General features: G+C 61.4%; 12 protein-coding genes. 8 read left to right on the forward strand and 4 right to left on the reverse strand.

Annotation, left to right across the window (positions count from 1 at the left end):
• Window positions 1-169: Rieske 2Fe-2S domain-containing protein (locus BM222_RS08125; protein ID WP_143105911.1), on the reverse strand; the 169-nt coding region annotated here is incomplete at its 3' end.
• Between the two features lie 284 nt (window positions 170-453).
• On the reverse strand, window positions 454-2,100 hold the full coding sequence (pgm, locus tag BM222_RS08130) for a phosphoglucomutase (alpha-D-glucose-1,6-bisphosphate-dependent) (RefSeq protein ID WP_092227779.1): 1,647 nt from the start codon (window positions 2,098-2,100) through the stop codon (window positions 454-456).
• A gap of 195 nt (window positions 2,101-2,295) precedes the next feature.
• Here pgm and BM222_RS40920 point away from each other — a divergent pair, with 195 nt between their 5' ends.
• Both BM222_RS40920 and BM222_RS08135 read left to right on the forward strand, forming a co-directional pair.
• Window positions 2,296-2,472 carry a hypothetical protein gene (locus BM222_RS40920; RefSeq protein ID WP_177243078.1) on the forward strand — a complete coding sequence of 59 codons (177 nt, stop codon included), beginning with the start codon at window positions 2,296-2,298 and terminating at the stop codon, window positions 2,470-2,472.
• A 95-nt stretch (window positions 2,473-2,567) separates the two neighbouring features.
• On the forward strand, window positions 2,568-3,722 hold the full coding sequence (locus BM222_RS08135; RefSeq protein WP_092227780.1) for an acyltransferase family protein: 1,155 nt from the start codon (window positions 2,568-2,570) through the stop codon (window positions 3,720-3,722).
• A 162-nt stretch (window positions 3,723-3,884) separates the two neighbouring features.
• On the opposite strand, the gene BM222_RS08140 is transcribed toward BM222_RS08135, so the two are convergent.
• On the reverse strand, window positions 3,885-4,769 hold the full coding sequence (locus BM222_RS08140) for an aldose 1-epimerase family protein (protein ID WP_092227781.1): 885 nt from the start codon (window positions 4,767-4,769) through the stop codon (window positions 3,885-3,887).
• A 287-nt stretch (window positions 4,770-5,056) separates the two neighbouring features.
• Between BM222_RS08140 and BM222_RS08145 the strand changes: the two genes are divergently transcribed.
• The 5 genes from BM222_RS08145 (at window position 5,057) to BM222_RS08165 (ending at window position 11,752) form a co-directional block, all read left to right on the forward strand.
• The gene (locus tag BM222_RS08145; protein ID WP_092227782.1) at window positions 5,057-6,193 is read left to right on the forward strand and encodes a glycosyltransferase family 4 protein; all 1,137 of its coding nucleotides are present in this window, start codon (window positions 5,057-5,059) and stop codon (window positions 6,191-6,193) included.
• Window positions 6,194-6,373: 180 nt separating this feature from the next.
• Window positions 6,374-7,555, forward strand: coding sequence for a glycosyltransferase (locus BM222_RS08150; RefSeq protein ID WP_244547039.1), 1,182 nt, complete (start codon window positions 6,374-6,376; stop codon window positions 7,553-7,555).
• Between the two features lie 215 nt (window positions 7,556-7,770).
• Window positions 7,771-8,988: a hypothetical protein gene (locus BM222_RS08155; protein ID WP_244547040.1), complete on the forward strand. Its 1,218-nt coding sequence runs from the start codon at window positions 7,771-7,773 to the stop codon at window positions 8,986-8,988.
• Window positions 8,989-9,067: 79 nt separating this feature from the next.
• Window positions 9,068-10,300, forward strand: a complete 1,233-nt coding sequence (locus tag BM222_RS08160; protein ID WP_092227784.1) for a glycosyltransferase family 4 protein — start codon at window positions 9,068-9,070, stop codon at window positions 10,298-10,300.
• Window positions 10,301-10,363: 63 nt separating this feature from the next.
• The gene (locus tag BM222_RS08165) at window positions 10,364-11,752 is read left to right on the forward strand and encodes a hypothetical protein (protein WP_092227785.1); all 1,389 of its coding nucleotides are present in this window, start codon (window positions 10,364-10,366) and stop codon (window positions 11,750-11,752) included.
• Here BM222_RS08165 and BM222_RS39860 read toward each other — a convergent pair.
• Entirely contained in the window at window positions 11,730-11,987 is a 258-nt protein-coding gene (locus BM222_RS39860; protein ID WP_143105912.1) for a hypothetical protein, read from the reverse strand. The two genes, BM222_RS08165 and BM222_RS39860, sit on opposite strands and share 23 nt — an antisense overlap.
• A 162-nt stretch (window positions 11,988-12,149) precedes the next feature.
• On the opposite strand from BM222_RS39860, the gene BM222_RS08170 reads away from it, so the two are divergent.
• Entirely contained in the window at window positions 12,150-16,061 is a 3,912-nt protein-coding gene (locus tag BM222_RS08170) for an RHS repeat domain-containing protein (RefSeq protein WP_092227786.1), read from the forward strand.
• Window position 16,062 lies beyond the last annotated feature (1 nt).

The following is a 16,062-nucleotide window of genomic DNA, read 5'->3' on the forward strand; positions in this document are numbered from 1 at the left end:
ACGGCACCAGGCGGTGCCAGCAGGCATCCTCCAGCGCAGTCACCGAGCCATCGGCCTTCCGATACATCACGACATGCTTGCCGCAGATCGTCCGCGGCAACAGCGCCGGCTTCACCTCGGCGTCCCACGCGGCGGCGTACCAGGCATTCATCGGGAAGGGTTTTGTCATGGGCGTCTCCCAAAGCTGCTGTATGCGTTATGTATACAATAGCGAAGGAGGAAAATCGTTCAAGCCCTTATTTGCTTACTACAGTACCTATTATGGAGACAATGTATACAACCACGAGATCACTGTCATTCCCCGCGAAAGCGGGGAATCCAGTACGCCGCGGCCGACATTGCGTTCACATAATCGCGGCCGCGGCGTACTGGATCACCCGCTTTCGCGGGTGATGACAGCGGAGAATGCGGCAACCGCTCTCTCGAAGGGGCATCTGGGGCCCCGCCCGGCAGCTACGCCGCGAACACCTTCGCGAGCCCGGCCTGGGCTTCTTCCTGAATCCGCTTCAGGTGCTCGGTGCTGCGGAAACTCTCGGCGTAGATCTTGTACACATCCTCCGTGCCCGACGGCCGCGCCGCGAACCAGCCGAAATCGGTCTCGACCTTGATGCCGCCGAACGGCTGGCCGTTGCCGGGCGCCTTGCTCAGCGTTGCGCGAACGGGATCGCCGGCGAGATCCTTCAGGCCGAGTTGCTCGGGCGTGACGGATTTCAGGATATTCTTCTGCGGGCCGGTCGCGGCAACATCGATGCGCGCGTAATGCGGCACGCCGAACTCGGCGGTGAGATCATGAAACAGCTGGCTCGGATCGCGGCCGGTCTTCGCCATGATCTCGGCGGCCAGCAGGCCGAGGATGATGCCATCCTTGTCGGTGGTCCACACCGTGCCGTCGCGGCGCAGGAACGAGGCCCCTGCACTCTCCTCGCCGCCGAAGCCGAAGCTCCCGGTGACGAGGCCGTCGACGAACCACTTGAAGCCGACCGGCGTCTCGACCAGCTTGCGGCCGAGCTTCTTGGCGACGCGGTCGATGATCGAGCTCGATACGACGGTCTTGCCGATTGCCGCGCCCTTGCTCCAGTTCGGCCGGTGCGCGAACAGATAGGAGATCGCGGTCGCCAGATAATGGTTCGGGTTCATCAACCCGCCGGTGCGGGTGACGATGCCGTGACGGTCGGCGTCGGTATCGTTGGCGAAGGCGACGTCGAAACGGTCGCGCATCGCGATCAGGCTCGCCATCGCGTAAGGCGAGGAGCAGTCCATGCGGATCTTGCCGTCCCAGTCGACCGTCATGAAGCGGAAGGTCGCATCGATCGCCTCGTTGACCACGGTGGCCTTGAGGCCGTAGCGCTCGATGATCGGATGCCAGTAATGCACGGCCGCGCCGCCGAGCGGATCGATGCCGATCGTGATGCCGGCGGATTTGACGAGCTCGAGATCGACGACATTGCCGAGATCGGCGACGTAGGGGGTCATGTAGTCGTAGGCATGGACGGTCGAGGATTTCAGGGCCTTGGCATAGTCCATGCGCTTCACGCCCTTCAACCCATCGGCGAGATAGGCGTTGGCGCGCTTCTCGACGACCCCTGTGACATCGGTGTCGGCCGGACCGCCATGCGGTGGGTTGTATTTGTAGCCGCCATCCTCAGGCGGATTGTGCGAGGGCGTGACGACGACGCCATCGGCGAGGCCGCCGGCGCGACCCTTGTTGTAGGTCAGGATCGCGTGCGAGATGACAGGCGTCGGCGTGTAGCCGTGATCCTTGTCGATCATCAGCTCGACGCCGTTCGCCGCGAACACCTCCACGGCACTCACGAGCGCCGGTTCGGCCAGCGCATGGGTGTCGATGCCGATGAAGAGTGGACCGGTCAGCCCCTTTTCCTGCCGGTAGTCGCAGATCGCCTGCGTCGTCGCGAGGATGTGCCCCTCGTTGAAACTGTTCTTGAGCGAGGTGCCGCGATGGCCCGAAGTGCCGAACGCCACCCGCTGGGCCGGGTCTGCCGTGTCCGGAATGCCAGCGAAATAGGCCGTCACGAGCCGCGGAATGTTGGCGAGCGCGTTCGGCGAAGCCAGCTTGCCCGCCGCGGGATGAACATCAGCCACTGAAATATCCTCGTCCTGTCATGAAGAGATTGCGGGCCACCATAGCATCGGGCGGGCTGGCGCCAAACCACAACACGTATGACGGGTGGCCGTTCCCGAGATCGTGCCATGGCCGGGTGCACCGGACAGCCTTCCGACCGGCGGCAGCCCCGGCGGCACATCGGATGTTAACGCCAATGACGTAGGACGGGCTCGATGCGGCGGGATCCGAAACAAGCAAGTCTCGACGCGACGTGGAAGCACGTCGTGATGGCGGTGCTGTTGTCGGCATCAACCTGTGCCCAGGCCGGGAATGCCGAGCTGGGCGCGGCCGAAACAACGACATCCAGAATCGAGATCCGGAAGCGCGGGCGGCCGTTGACTGCTGGTTAACGCAAGAAGAGGCTTCCGCTTCGGTTCGGCTGGCGCGGCCTCTATGCTTTCACTTCGCAAGCGCGGCAGATGCGCAAGACCACGGAGCAAGCGTGATGCAGGGGCAGGCCTGGTTGGCCGGTCGAACCGATACAGGCGCGGCGCCGTTCGGCCGTTCGCACACGCTCGACGTCCTGCGCGGCATCGCCATCGCGGCCGTGATCGCGATCCACGTTTCGCAATCCTTTCCGTCACACATTCACGCGCTCGACGACGCCCTCCTGTACGGTTGGACCGGCGTCGACATATTCTACTTCGTCAGCGCCATCACGATGTGCCTGATGTGGACACGACGCGACGAGGCGGATGCGACGCGCAAATTCTATATCCGCCGCTTCCTGCGCATCGCGCCGCTGTTCTGGCTCGCGATCCCGGTCTATCTTTTCATCAACGGCACCGGACCGAGCTACAACGCGCCTGATGGCATCGGAGCGCTTCAGGTGATCCTGACGGCGACATTCCTGCACGGCTTCTGGCCGGACAGCGTCAACAGCGTCGTGCCGGGCGACTGGTCGATTGCCGCCGAAATGACGTTCTATCTCGTCTTCCCGCTCGTGATCACGGCATTCGGATCGCGTCGCAATCTCTATCTGCTGCTCGCGATCGTGCTGCACCTGGTCAATGTCGGTCTGTTCAAGACATGGGCGTTCGAGCAGTTCCTGGCCTATTACGGGCCGGATCAGGAATCCTTCGTCTGGACCGCGCTGCACATCAGCTTCCTGAACCAGCTGCCGATCTTCCTGGTCGGCTGTGCGCTGTTCTTCGCGCTGCGCGATGGTTTCACCAAGTCGGACGCCGCGACCCTCGCCGGCTTCATCGCACTTTCCTTCGTCGCCAACCGCGCAACCGGGGCGCACGAGTTCAACTATCTCCTGATCAACCTCGCGCTCGGCGCGCTCGTGTTCTGGTGCATTCGTCTTGCACTCCGTTTCGCGCCGATCGAGGCGCTCGGCCGCAACTCCTATTCGATGTACCTGTCGCATTTCGCGGTGATCTACGGCCTGCACCGGCTCTGGCCGTTCGCCGATGGATTGGCATCGCTGCTGCTCGTCTATGTCATCACCACCGCTTCGAGCTATCTCGTCGCGCGCGCCACCTGGTACCTGATCGAACGGCGCGCGCAGGATCTTGCGCGCCGCCTGACGTCCGTCGGATCGAGCCGCTCCACGCTCCAACCGATCATCGCAGCTCCCGCGGCAGGCATGCGCTGAGCGCCTGAGAGCCGGTGCGGCTTGCCTCGCGGTCGACACCGGCCGCTGGAAAATCACGGCCGACCTGGTCTCGCATGGCGACGGCCTCGACATGTCGCCGGCGTTTCTTGCGCGCTGGGTGTGCCTTGGCTGCCGGTTGATGACCCGGCGAGGCCGTCCGGCTCAGGACGCTCCGGCCTCGATTCGGAACAACAACTGCTCCTCCGCGCCTGGTGCGATGTGCATCAGGCCGGGCTTGTCGACGAATTCGCCCTCGAAGCCCATGGGGCTCGCATAACCGCGCCAGGGCTCGATGCAGAGGAACGGCGCGCCTGATGTTTTCGACCAAACGCCGAGCTCACGAAAGCCGCGCCAGGACATTGCGAGCCAGGGCCCGCCGCCATCCCGGGAAGCGTAGCGGACCGCAGTGCTGTTGATCTGATCGAAGATCACGGCGTCATCGACGAACAGAGATTCGGACAAGGGCAACACCGCGCCTTGGACAGGGCTCGGCTCTGCGGCTACCCGCATCAACCCACCCTCGACACGACGGATAGGCGACGGCTCCGCCTGAGCGAAGGTGAGCGCATAACTCTCCTTCGTCACGCCTGCCTGCAGCGGCCAGTTGAAGGCGGGATGACCACCGAGCGATGCCGGCAATGTCTCCTTGCCTGTATTGGTGACCGTGAGCGTGAGATCGAGACCTCTGTCGTCGAGCGCATAGGTTGCCGTCAAGCGGAATGCGAACGGATAGAGCGCGCGCGTCGCCTCGCTGTCCTCGAGCACCAGCACGCAGCGGCTGTCGCCGCGCTCCGCCCAGACGAAACGGTTGTCGCGCGCAAAACCGTGCTGGGTGAGCCGGTACGTCTTGCCCCGGTGCCGCAATTCGTCATTGGCGAGACGCCCGACGATCGGAAACAGCAGGGGCGCGTGACGCGGCCAGGCCGGACCTGCCTGCCAGACGAATTCAGTGCCGTCCTCGTGCCTCAGCGAGCACATCTCGGCGCCTTGCGCCTTGACGGTGGCGCCGAGGCGGCCACTGCGGATCGTGTGCGTATCATCGGTCATGACAACTCCAGGGCAGCGCGGCTGATGTGCGCGACACAACCACATTGTTCGGGCGAACCATAGCGCATTGGAATCGCCTTTGCGCGCCCATATTGGCGCGGCAAAGGATCGGGCCCTGCAAGATGAGTCAGCCCTGCGGCGAGCACCCCTCGTAAATGAAGCCCGCACCGGTGTGCAGGAACCTGGTGCCAGCATCCATGGCGCATTTTTGCCTGGTCATATTTCCGTGCCGAACCCCTGCTTTGTACGGGTCATCGGCTGGCCGCTCCATGTAACGCCCGAGCATCATGACCACACAGAACTCCAAAAGCTCTTACGCAAATTGCAAGAACCAGACCTTCTTCATCAATGGCCGATTCCTGTCTCAGGCGCTGACCGGCGTTCAACGCTATGCCCTCGAAATCGTGAAAGCCTTGGACCTCGCGCTGACCTCGGGTCGGTTCCCGGTGAGACTACAACATGCACAATGGCGATTGATGATTCCTCCCGATGCGCACAACCTGCCCGCGCTCGAAAAGATCGCGATTGAAAAGGTTGGGCGCCTGAGCGGACATGCCTGGGACCAGATTGATCTGGCACGCGCGACCAAGAGCGGGTGCCTGATCAGCCTGGCAAATTCGGGCCCCGTGCTGCATCGTGACCAAATCGTGGTCATTCACGATGCCCAGATATTCCGCCGTCCTGATTTCTTCGGCTGGCGCTATCGTACGGTGCATCGGACGATCGATCGGCTGCTTGCGCGGTGTGCAACCATCGCGACGGTCTCAAATTTTTCGCGTGAGGAGCTCGCCGCAACTCTGAATCTGAGCGCTTCGACGATTCCGGTGTTTCCCAACAGCGCAGAGCACTTCGCCTCGACCGAGCCGGATTACACCATTCTCGACCGGTTGGGCCTCGACCCCAACAGCTATTTTCTCTTCATCGGCTCGCGAACAAAGAACAAAAATCTCTCGGTTGCGGTTCGAGCCGTGCATCTGTTGGACCGGCCCGACGTTCCACTCGTCATCGTCGGCAGCCACAACAACAGCGTCTTCCAGGACAATCTGGGCGAGGCGGACTCAAACGTGATCCTGGCAGGTCGCCTGACCGACAGTGAGATCGCCGCACTCTATGCGCGCGCTTCAGCATTCGTTTTTCCATCCCTCTATGAAGGATTTGGCGTGCCGCCGCTCGAAGCCATGTTGTTCGGATGTCCTGTGATCGCATCGACCGCCGACGCAGTCAGGGAGACTTGCGGCGATGCGGCTGCCTATTTCGACGCCACAAATGCGACTGCATTGCGCCGGTGCATGCAGGAACGATTGAAAGGAGGCAGCATCACGGAGGACGAGCGTATGAAGCAGCAGAAGCGCGTTGCGATGTATTCATGGCAACGCTCTGCAGATTCATTGCTCCAATTCCTGTCGGACCGACAGGTCAACTGACACGCGCAACCCCATGAAATGCTCGCCGCCATTTTTCGTTCCAATCAAATTCACTTTTTCCGCGGCGAGTGGCGAACGAAAAATTCTCGGCGCAACAACACCACATCGCCGTCAAAATATTGCTCCGTATTGGGAGGAACGTTAACGGGATTCTGCTGACGACAACGAAGGGACTTCGCGATGTCAGGCTCGCTCCAACGGCCGCTCAAGGTGCTGCACGTCGCTGAGACGATCCGGGGCGGAATTGCGAGCTATCTGAACGAGCTGCATCCACAACAAGAAGCAAGCTTCGGCGTCGGCAACGTCCACTACGTCGTACCGTCCGATCATCGCGGTGACCTTGCCATCGATGACGACCGTATAACGACATTCGAGCGACCCGGCCGCAGCGTCGCGGGTCTCTTCCAGATGCTGCGGGCGAGCCTGCAGGCGATCGACGCATTGAAACCCGATGTCGTCCACCTACACTCCTCGTTTGCTGGCCTCGTTCTTCGCCCCGCGCTCGCAGCAAGGCCCCAAGCACCGGGCGTCATCTATTGTCCACATGGCTGGGCATTCTCGCGCGAGACGGGCCGCCTGAGTCACCAGGTTGCGAAAGCTGCCGAGAATGTTCTGGCGCGAACGACCGACCGGATCATCTGCATCTCAGCCGATGAGTTCAACGAAGCCATTCGCGCGGGGATCTCAGTTGATCGCCTCACGCTCGTACATAATGGCATCTCGAGAACACGCCCGGACCCCAAAGCAGTGGCAGCGACTTGGCCATCGGCCTGGCCATCCAAGAAGACCAAGGTGCTCTTCATCGGGCGTCTGGATCGGCAGAAGGGCTATGATTTGTTGATCGAAGCGGCAACAAGGCTCCAAGACGTGCTGGATGTGCGCATTGTCGGCGCCTCGGTCGTCGGCAAGTTCGATGGACCCGCCGTTCCTCCAAACGTCACACTGCTCGGCTGGCTCGATCGCCGCGAGATCGAGGGTCATCTGGAGGCAGCAGATCTGGTTGTGATCCCCTCGCGTTGGGAGGCTTTCGGTCTGGTCGCGCTGGAAGCCATGCGTGCCGCCAAGCCAATCCTCGCGTTTCGCATCGGCGCACTTCCGGAAATCGTGGTTGACGGCGTGACGGGTACGCTCTGCGAGCCGGTCTCCGCCACCCAGCTCGTCCAGGGCTTCCAGCGCATGCTAGATCTCGACCTGAAGGTGTTGGGGCATCGCGGCTACGATCGCTTCAGGCAGTTCTACGACGTGCAGAAGACGCATCGTCAGCTTCAGCAAGTCTATATGGACGTGCTGCAGAGCCACGAGCTTCGTTCCGAAAAGCAGACCCGGGCTGCAGTCGGACCTGCCGAGCAAAATTTGAAGTGAATGGACGCAATCCCAGGCACGGCGAAGCCACCAGAAAAGGACCGGCGTCAGGAAATCCCCTGACCTCACGAGCGAGGACCGCGGTGGGCGCGATCTAGATGATGCACAGCACCTTGAGCAGCAGCGCCGCTCGACAGACCGTCGTGTGGCTCCTTACAATCGGCTTGTCGATCTCTTGCGCGTTCGCTCAAGCTTCTCAGCCGCTGGACCGCCGGTTGCTGCTTGGTGTCGGTACTCATCAGGGACTCGGCGGTCCCGTCAGCCCGCGCGGCTACGTGCCGGCGACCAATATCGGCCAGATCAAGGAACTGGGCCTGAACGCCTTTCGCGACGATTTTCCCTGGTCCGATTTCGAGCACGACGGCGGTCGGATGGGCTTTCCCCCGCAGCTCGGCCGTCTGGATGCCCAGATCCGATCCGGCGTCGCGCGGCCCTTCCTTATTCTTGCATTCGGGCATCATCTCGTCCCGAATTCGATGCCACCCACCACGGACGAAGCGCGCGGGCGGTTTGCCGCCTATGCGTCGGCCGCGGCGCGCTCGGTCGCCCCGGAGCGTCCGATCTTCGAGCTCTGGAATGAATGGAATCTGGCGGCCAAGAAGGATCTTGCGTTCTCGGTCGACAACTATCTTGCCTTGGCAAAGGCGGTTCGGCCCAGCGTAAAGCAGGCCGCGCCTGACGCTCCCTTCGTTGTGGGTGCAATTGGCGACGACCCTGGCTGGACGTGGACCGAGCGGATGCTGCGATCGGGCATTCTTCAATATGCTGATGGCGCCTCGATCCACCTCTACAATTTCTGTATGGGTCCGGCCAAGCGCACCTCAGCGGAAGTCATCGATCGCTTGAACGCATTTCACCGCCTCGTCAGCGACGCCAGCGGCAACCCGACCTTTCCGATCTATTTGACCGAGGCCGGCTGGCCCACGGCAGCCAACAAATGCGGCGTCAATGAGCAGGCCGAAGCAGACAACATGGCCCAGCTTGTCCTTTGGGCCTCGACCGCATCGCGCTGGTTAAAGGGCATATGGCTCTACGAGCTCAAGGACAGCGGCACGGATGCCTCCGACCTCGAGCACAATTTCGGGCTCTATCGGTTTGACAATTCGCCAAAGCCCGCAGCCTGCGCGGTCCGCGACGCCTGGGCGTTTGTCCGATCGAGCACCGATGCGCAAGAAAGGAAATTAGCAGACGGAGTTGTTTCGATCGTCGCATCAACGCCAGCTGGCCAGCGGATTGCGCTCTGGTCCAGCGATCCGAACCAGCGTCACGTGGTTCGGCTACGATCCGACGCGCCCAATGCAACCTACGGCGCCCCTTGCGACGCTTCGACCAGGCCCGCGTCCGGAGTTTGGATGCCGATCTCGAGCACACCGCTCCTGATCCGAGCGAATTCGCCTGCCGCGCTCGACTTCGAAGTCCGGGCCGAGAGATGAGCGATATCGGGAGAGCATGCGGCCCCAAGCAGAATGATCCTGACGACTTCCCTTTGCTTTCAACAATGAGATTGGCACAATGAAGGTTCTTCTGACATCCTCACTCTATCCCACGCCCCAGACACCGATGGTCGTTGGAGGAGCAGAAATATTCGCGCGCCGTTTCGCAGAAGGCCTCGCGGAGAGCGGCGACCAAGTGGAAGTTGTCCGCACCGCCACTTCAGACGATCGACGCCCGGAAGCACATAACGGCATCGATATCTACACCGCCCCCGTGCAGAACGTCTACTTGCCTTTCAACGAGCCGAAGAACGTTGCGCTGCGCAGCATATGGCATGCGATCGAGGACTGGCAGATCCAGGCGCCGATGATCGAGGAGCGAATCCACGCGTTCAAACCGGACATCATCCACTCCAATAATTTGTCCGGATTGACCACTGCGATCTGGCGAGCCGGGGCGCAACTCGGCGTTCCCGTCCTTCACACGATCCACGATTATTATTTGACCTGCCCGCGCTGCTCCCGGTTTGCCAAAGGCAAATCCTGCGAGCACACCTGCACCAGCTGCGCATTGCTGACCTATCATCGCAAACGCGCGACACATTGGCTAAGTGCAGTGGTCGGGGTCAGCGCACGCGTGCTGTCGATCCACACGGATCTTGGCTTGTTTGCCGATACGCCGATCCGTACTGTCATCCATAACGCCTCGACGGCGCCGCCAAGCGCTCCCCATCTTCGACCGCTCTGCACCGGAGAGGTGACATTCGGATTCATCGGGCGCATCACCGAGGAAAAGGGCATCGAAAACCTGATGCGCGCGCTGGCCACGCTGCCGCGCGAACGCTTCAAGACGTTGATCGCCGGCCGGGTCAGTGACAACGAGCAGCAGCGGCTTCGGGCGATCGCCCCGAACGCGCGCGTCGAATTTCTGGGATTTGTCTCGCCCGATGACTTCTATCGGGCGATCGACGTCGTGATCGCACCATCGATTTGGCATGACCCCGGTCCGCTCGTCGTCGCCGACGCCAAGGCGGCTGGCCGACCGTTGCTCGGAACGCGATTTGGCGGAATGCCTGAGGCAATCGTGGACGGCGTAACGGGATGGCTCACCGATGCCGACCCGGCGTCGCTCGCCCGCAGCATGCTATCCATCGCAGCCGACCCGCACAAAATCGTCGAGATCAGCGAGCGCCTGGCGAGCGACAACAACCGATGGATGTTCCCCGACGTCGTTGCCGCCTACCGGAAACTTTACGAGCAATTGCGCGAAACCCAGCCGCGGCGGGATTATGCGCGGCGAGTCACGCACTGACATGCCGAGGCGGTTCCGCGTGCTTTTCTGTGCATCACTTGGCCACGACACCTCGACACCAAGATGATTCGACTCTTCGCCGTTGCCGGTTACGTCTATCAGAGCGCAACCGCAATTCTTCTGATCTTTGCGATCAATCATCTGCTCACGGCGGTCGACTACACTCATTTTTCGCTGGCACTCGCCTCGAGCCAGCTCCTCTGTGTGCTCATGTTCGAGTGGCTGCAGCTTGCCGGCCTTCGCTTCCTCGCGGCCGCCGGCGACCGCGACGCTGCGCGGCTCAGATGGTCGCTGTTCGCGGCTGGCCTCCTGAGCGCGGGGGCTTTGATCGTGGTCGGCGGCTGTGCCTCCCTGATGAGCCCATTGACGCCCGAAGTGATCGTCCTCGGCTTGAGCGTCGCCGTGCTTCAGGGGCTGACCGACCTGTATTTCCTGACGATTCGCCTGTCGAACCGGCTCGGCCTTTCGTCCTGTCTCCTTGCCTTGCGCGCGACCGCTCTTCTTTTCGGCGCCGTCACAGGTGCGGCGCTCTCCGGAACCGCGGAGGCGGCGCTGTTCGGCACCGCATCCGGCCATGTCGTCGGCCTCGTCGCGGGCCTGATCACAGGTCGGGCCAAGCTCGAGCGGGCGCCGACTTCAGCCATGCTGAGCGATTGGTCCGCGTTTCGCCGCTACGGCATGGTGGCGGCTGGAGCATCTGTCATACACATGTCCGTTCCCGTGCTTTTGCGCTTCATCATCATCGGCCGGCTGGGAGCCACCGGAGCCGGTGCCGGCTTCTCGGTCGCTCTCGACCTGCTGCAGCGCCCTTTTGGAGTCCTCAACGCGGCGATCCACACGATCAGCTATCCGGAAGTCGTTCAGGACTTTGAACGCGGGGGAACCGCCCGCTCAGTCGACTCGGCGCGGCGAATGTTCGAATTCATGATCTGCACGACGATCGTGCTGCTGGGCGGACTGATCGGCTTCATTCCGGATGCCGCTCACATCCTTCTGCCGGAAGAGAGCCTTGACGGCTTTCTCGCCACCGCTCCCGCAGTGGCCCTGTTCTATTTCCTGCACATGCATCTCCAAGGCACGGCCGCCATCGTCCCCCATCTGGAGAAGCTCGCAACTCGCCTCGTCATTGTGGCATCCGGCCAATTGGTGCTTGTCGCGCTTTCGTCCGCGCTTGCGGTGGCAGCCGGCCTGTCGTCGCGCGGTGCCGTCGCCTGCGCATCGGTCGCAACCGGACTCGTGATCTTGTTGGCACTCGGCCCGACAGTCCGATACCGCGCCGTGCCCCACGCGATCCTCATCATTCAGGCCCTGGCCGCAGCGTTCCTCATCGGATCGCTGGCATCCGTGCCGCTGCAACCGCTATGGCTCGCGGGGAAGGTGTTGATCGCAGCTCTCGCCACTGCCGCCGTAGCCTGGCGCGGAGATTTCCTCATGCTGGCGCGCCGCGGCTGACCGCGAAGTTCCAAGTCAGGAACCGCCGGCTTTCGACCAAAAGCGGCATCAACCCGAAAAGCAACGCGCTTCGCCACTCAACCATTGCGGTTGTCCGCCCATTATGCTCGCCATTGAAAATGGCGCTACGCAACGCGACCTCGTGACGAATCCCGCACGGGCATGCGCACATATTCAGCAGCGCGAACTGCAAAATTCTTGAAAGCGCCGTCGTCGTGCCATCGTAGATTGACAACGCTTCGATATCACGCCTGTCGGCACGACATCTGTTCCTGCACAAGGAACTCGGGTTGGGCACTTTTGCACGTCGATCTTTATTTGAAATTCACATTCGAAATCGAGAGTCGCGTTCAATCCCGCGGGCAATTCCGTTCGCTCTCTACAACTCGAGTGTGCAATGTCGTCAGATCAAACCATCCTCTCCGCCAGCGGCTTCATCAATTCCATCGGCGTCAACACGCATGCCGGTTTCGGATGGACCGACTACAACAATCTCGCAATGATGGACGACGACCTGAAGTACCTTGGTGTCACCCATCTACGCGACGCGATGGCGACCAATCCGGCCGCACAACCGGTCGTCGCTGGTCTGGCGGCTGCGGGCTACAAATTCGACTTCCTCGTGTCATCAGCCTTGCCCCAGCTGGGCTCGGCCGGTGTTCAGGATTATGTAGCCGCACTCGATAAGTTTTTGGCAAGCCATCCGGGCAGCATCAGCGCCATCGAGGGGCTCAACGAGGCGAACAACCAGCCCTTCAGCTACAACGGTAGCTCCAGCCTTGGTGCTGCGGCTCAATTTCAGAGCCTGCTCTACCAGGCGGTGAAGGCCGACGGCACTCTCTCGAACATTCCGGTCTACAATCTATCGCTCGCTTACAACGATCCGCAAGGATACGACCAGCTCGGCAACATGTCCGGCTCGGTCGACTATGCCAACGCCCACGCCTATGTCAGCACGGGTTCGACGACTGCGAGCTCAATCGCGGCTACGCTGAGCGCTGTCGAGGCAGCGGCCCCCGGCAAGCCGGTGGTCATCTCCGAGACCGGCTACACCACGCAGGCCGACACCCAATATCTCGGTGTCGACGAGACGGTGCAGGCGAAATCGATTCTGAACACGCTCGTCGACGCCTACAAGGCCGGCGTGAGCTCGACTTATCTCTACGAGCTGTTCGATCGGAATTCGTCCACGAACGACACCAACCCGGAGGACAAATACGGTCTGTTCCATTCGGATGGCACCCCGAAGCTCGCGGCGACGGCGATCCACAATTTGACGACCATTCTGGCGGACGATGGCACGGGCGGCCATCAGCCGACTGATCCATTGAACTACACGTTGAGCAACATGCCGGACTCCGGCAACAGCATGGTGCTCGGCAAGAGCAACGGCGCCTATGAGCTCGTCGTCTGGGCAGAGCCCTCGCTCTGGAACGACACCACCGATACGGAAACATCCAACCCGACGCAGACCGTCACCGTGAATCTCGGCGGCGTGCATCATTCCGTCAAGGTATACGACACGATGACGGGGACGACGGCAATCGCCAGTTATGCCGACGTGTCATCGATCACGCTTCCGCTCAGCGATCACCCCCTCATCGTTGAAATCGATGCACCTGCGAGCTCGACTGTTCCCGCGAGCGAACCGCCGACCGTCAGCGGCACGGCGGCCGAGATCGTACCGCAGCTTTCGGCTCTGAACGACTCAGATACCCTGCAGTCGATCGCGCTAACCGACACTCACGTGCTGCCGGTCGCCTCACAGGCGACGATGAACTACATCATCTCGCACGACACGAACGCCCTGGCGAAGATCCAGGGCGGCTATTCATTCTCCGTCACCAACTCCGCGGCGACATGGAGCAACACACTCACCTACGATTCGACGGGAACTCTTACGTCCGACTCCAATACCGGCCTGGACGCCAATGGCCTCCCCTTCACGACGACAGTCACCCACTCTGACGGTTCGCAGGACGCAATCGGCTATGCCAACGGCATCGAGACGACCCTCGTCCACGTGACGGCCGACGGCACGCGAACCACCGACAGCTATACGAGCGCCGGCGTCGTGGTCAGCGAGGTCGTCCAGAGGACGGACGGTTATTATTCCACAACTCTCTACTCCAATGCCGAGAAGACGGCGGCCTATGTCAAGAACGCCGACGGCACTCAGGACAATTACGCCTACAACATCTCCGGCCAGAGCTATACGACCGAGCAGCAGCATCTCGACACAACGGGACGGGTCGCCAGCGTGATCCGAACCCATGCGGACGGGACCCTCGATTCGACGCAGGTGTTCAACAGCGATGGCAGCAGTGCGATCACGATTTACGACGCCGGCGGAGTCAAACAGGTCGAGACCGACTACCACGCCGACCACAGCATGGACGTCTGGACCTCCAATATCATCGGGCAGAACTATGCGTCCGAGCACGATGTCTACGACAGCAACGGCTTTCTCACATCGTTGCAACGAACCCACACCGACGGCAGCCGCGCCTTTGGTCTGGCCCAGAGCACCGACGGAACCAAGACGAGCGATTGGTACGACGACAGCGGACATCTGACGACCGAGGTCGTTCAGATGGCCGACGGTTATTATTCCACCACACTCTACAGCAATGGCGTCGAAACCGCGGCCTATGTCCGCAATCCCGACGGCAGCCAGGACAACTATAGCTACGGCGTAACCGGCCAGACCTACAGCACCCTGATCCAGCACGTCGACCCCACCGGCCATGTGACGGCCGTCACCCGCGAGCATGCCGACGGGACGCTTGATTACACGCAGGTCATCAACAATGACGGTAGCAGCGTCGTCGCCACCTACGACAGCACGGGCACGAAAAGCAGCGAGACCGATTTCCATGCCGATGGCGGCAGGGATCTGTGGCTCTTCAACATCAGCGGGCAGAGCTACACGACCGAGCACGACGCCTACGATACCACGGGCTTCCTGACATCCCTCGTGCGCAGCCATGCCGACGGCAGCCTGGCGTTCACGCTGTCGCAAACCAACAACGGCGCCTACACGTCCGACTGGTACGACTCCACCGGCACCCTGACGAGCGAGGTCGCGCAGAATGCCGACGGCTCCCATTCAACGACGGTATACACGAACGGCGTGAAGACCGGCGCTTACGTTACCAACGCCGATCAGAGCCAGGACAACTACAGCTACAACATCACGGGCCAGAGCTACACGACTGAGCACCAGCACCTGAATGCGTCAGGCACCCTCGCTGAGCTCACGCGAACCCATGCCGACGGCACGCTCGACTATGACCAGATCAACAATGCCGACGGCAGCAGCGTAGTCAGCAATTACGATGCAACAGGCGCGAAGATCAACGAGACCGACTATCACGCCGGCGGCTCAAAAGACGTGTTCCTCTACAATGTCGCCGGTCAAACCTATGCGAACGAACACGACACTTATGACTCCACCGGCTTTCTTACCGATATCGTGCGCACCCACGCGGACAATAGCCTCGCATTCACGCTCGCGCAGACCGCCGATGGTACGAAGACGACGGATTGGTATGATGCAACTGGAACGCTAGCGACTGAAGTCACCACCCAGACCAACGGCTATAGCTCCACCACCGACTACACCGGCGGCGTGAAGACCGCCGCATACATCACCAACCCCGACGGCAGCTCCGACAATTGGAGCTATAACGTCACGGGCCAGACATACACCACCCAGCACCAGCACCTGGATTCCGCTGGAAACGTCATCGCGGTCACACGGACCCATGCCGACGGCACCCTGGACTACACGCAGGTCGTCAACAAGGACGGCAGCACGCTGACTGACCTTTACGACGGCACTGGCACCAAGACGCAGGAGATTGCCAACAATGCCGACGGCACCAAAGATGTGCTGCTGTTCAACTTCAACGGACAGACCGGCACGACGCAGCACGAAAACTATAGCCCGGCCGGCGCGCTGCAGTTCTTCGATGACGAGAAGCCCGACGGCACGCACAACGTGACGGCGGTCGCCGCCGGAATTGGCATTCAAGGCGGAAATGCTGACGATCTGTTCTCGACCGCGCCCGATTCAACCACTGTGCTCTACGAGCACGGCCATGATCAGATCCTGAACTTCAAGGCGGGCGATGCAGCCACTCACGATGTGATCGAACTTTCGAAGCTGCTGGCCCCCGACTACAGCCATCTTCAAATGTCGCAATGGGGAACCGACGTGGCCATCCAATTCTCCACCAACGACTCGATCCTGATCAAGAATCAATACGTCGCCAACCTGACCAGTCACGACTTTGCCTTTGTTTGAT

It is taken from the genome of Bradyrhizobium sp. Gha, assembly GCF_900113735.1.
Taxonomy (GTDB): Bacteria; Pseudomonadota; Alphaproteobacteria; order Rhizobiales; family Xanthobacteraceae; genus Bradyrhizobium.

Coding starts and splice junctions, on each gene's coding strand:
- BM222_RS40920 (WP_177243078.1), top strand. CDS start 2,296: ATGCGGCGGGATCCGAAACAAGCAAGTCTCGACGCGACGTGGAAGCAC.
- BM222_RS08135 (WP_092227780.1), top strand. CDS start 2,568: ATGCAGGGGCAGGCCTGGTTGGCCGGTCGAACCGATACAGGCGCGGCG.
- BM222_RS08140 (WP_092227781.1), bottom strand. CDS start 4,769: ATGACCGATGATACGCACACGATCCGCAGTGGCCGCCTCGGCGCCACC.
- BM222_RS08145 (WP_092227782.1), top strand. CDS start 5,057: ATGACCACACAGAACTCCAAAAGCTCTTACGCAAATTGCAAGAACCAG.
- BM222_RS08150 (WP_244547039.1), top strand. CDS start 6,374: ATGTCAGGCTCGCTCCAACGGCCGCTCAAGGTGCTGCACGTCGCTGAG.
- BM222_RS08160 (WP_092227784.1), top strand. CDS start 9,068: ATGAAGGTTCTTCTGACATCCTCACTCTATCCCACGCCCCAGACACCG.
- BM222_RS08165 (WP_092227785.1), top strand. CDS start 10,364: ATGATTCGACTCTTCGCCGTTGCCGGTTACGTCTATCAGAGCGCAACC.
- BM222_RS08170 (WP_092227786.1), top strand. CDS start 12,150: ATGTCGTCAGATCAAACCATCCTCTCCGCCAGCGGCTTCATCAATTCC.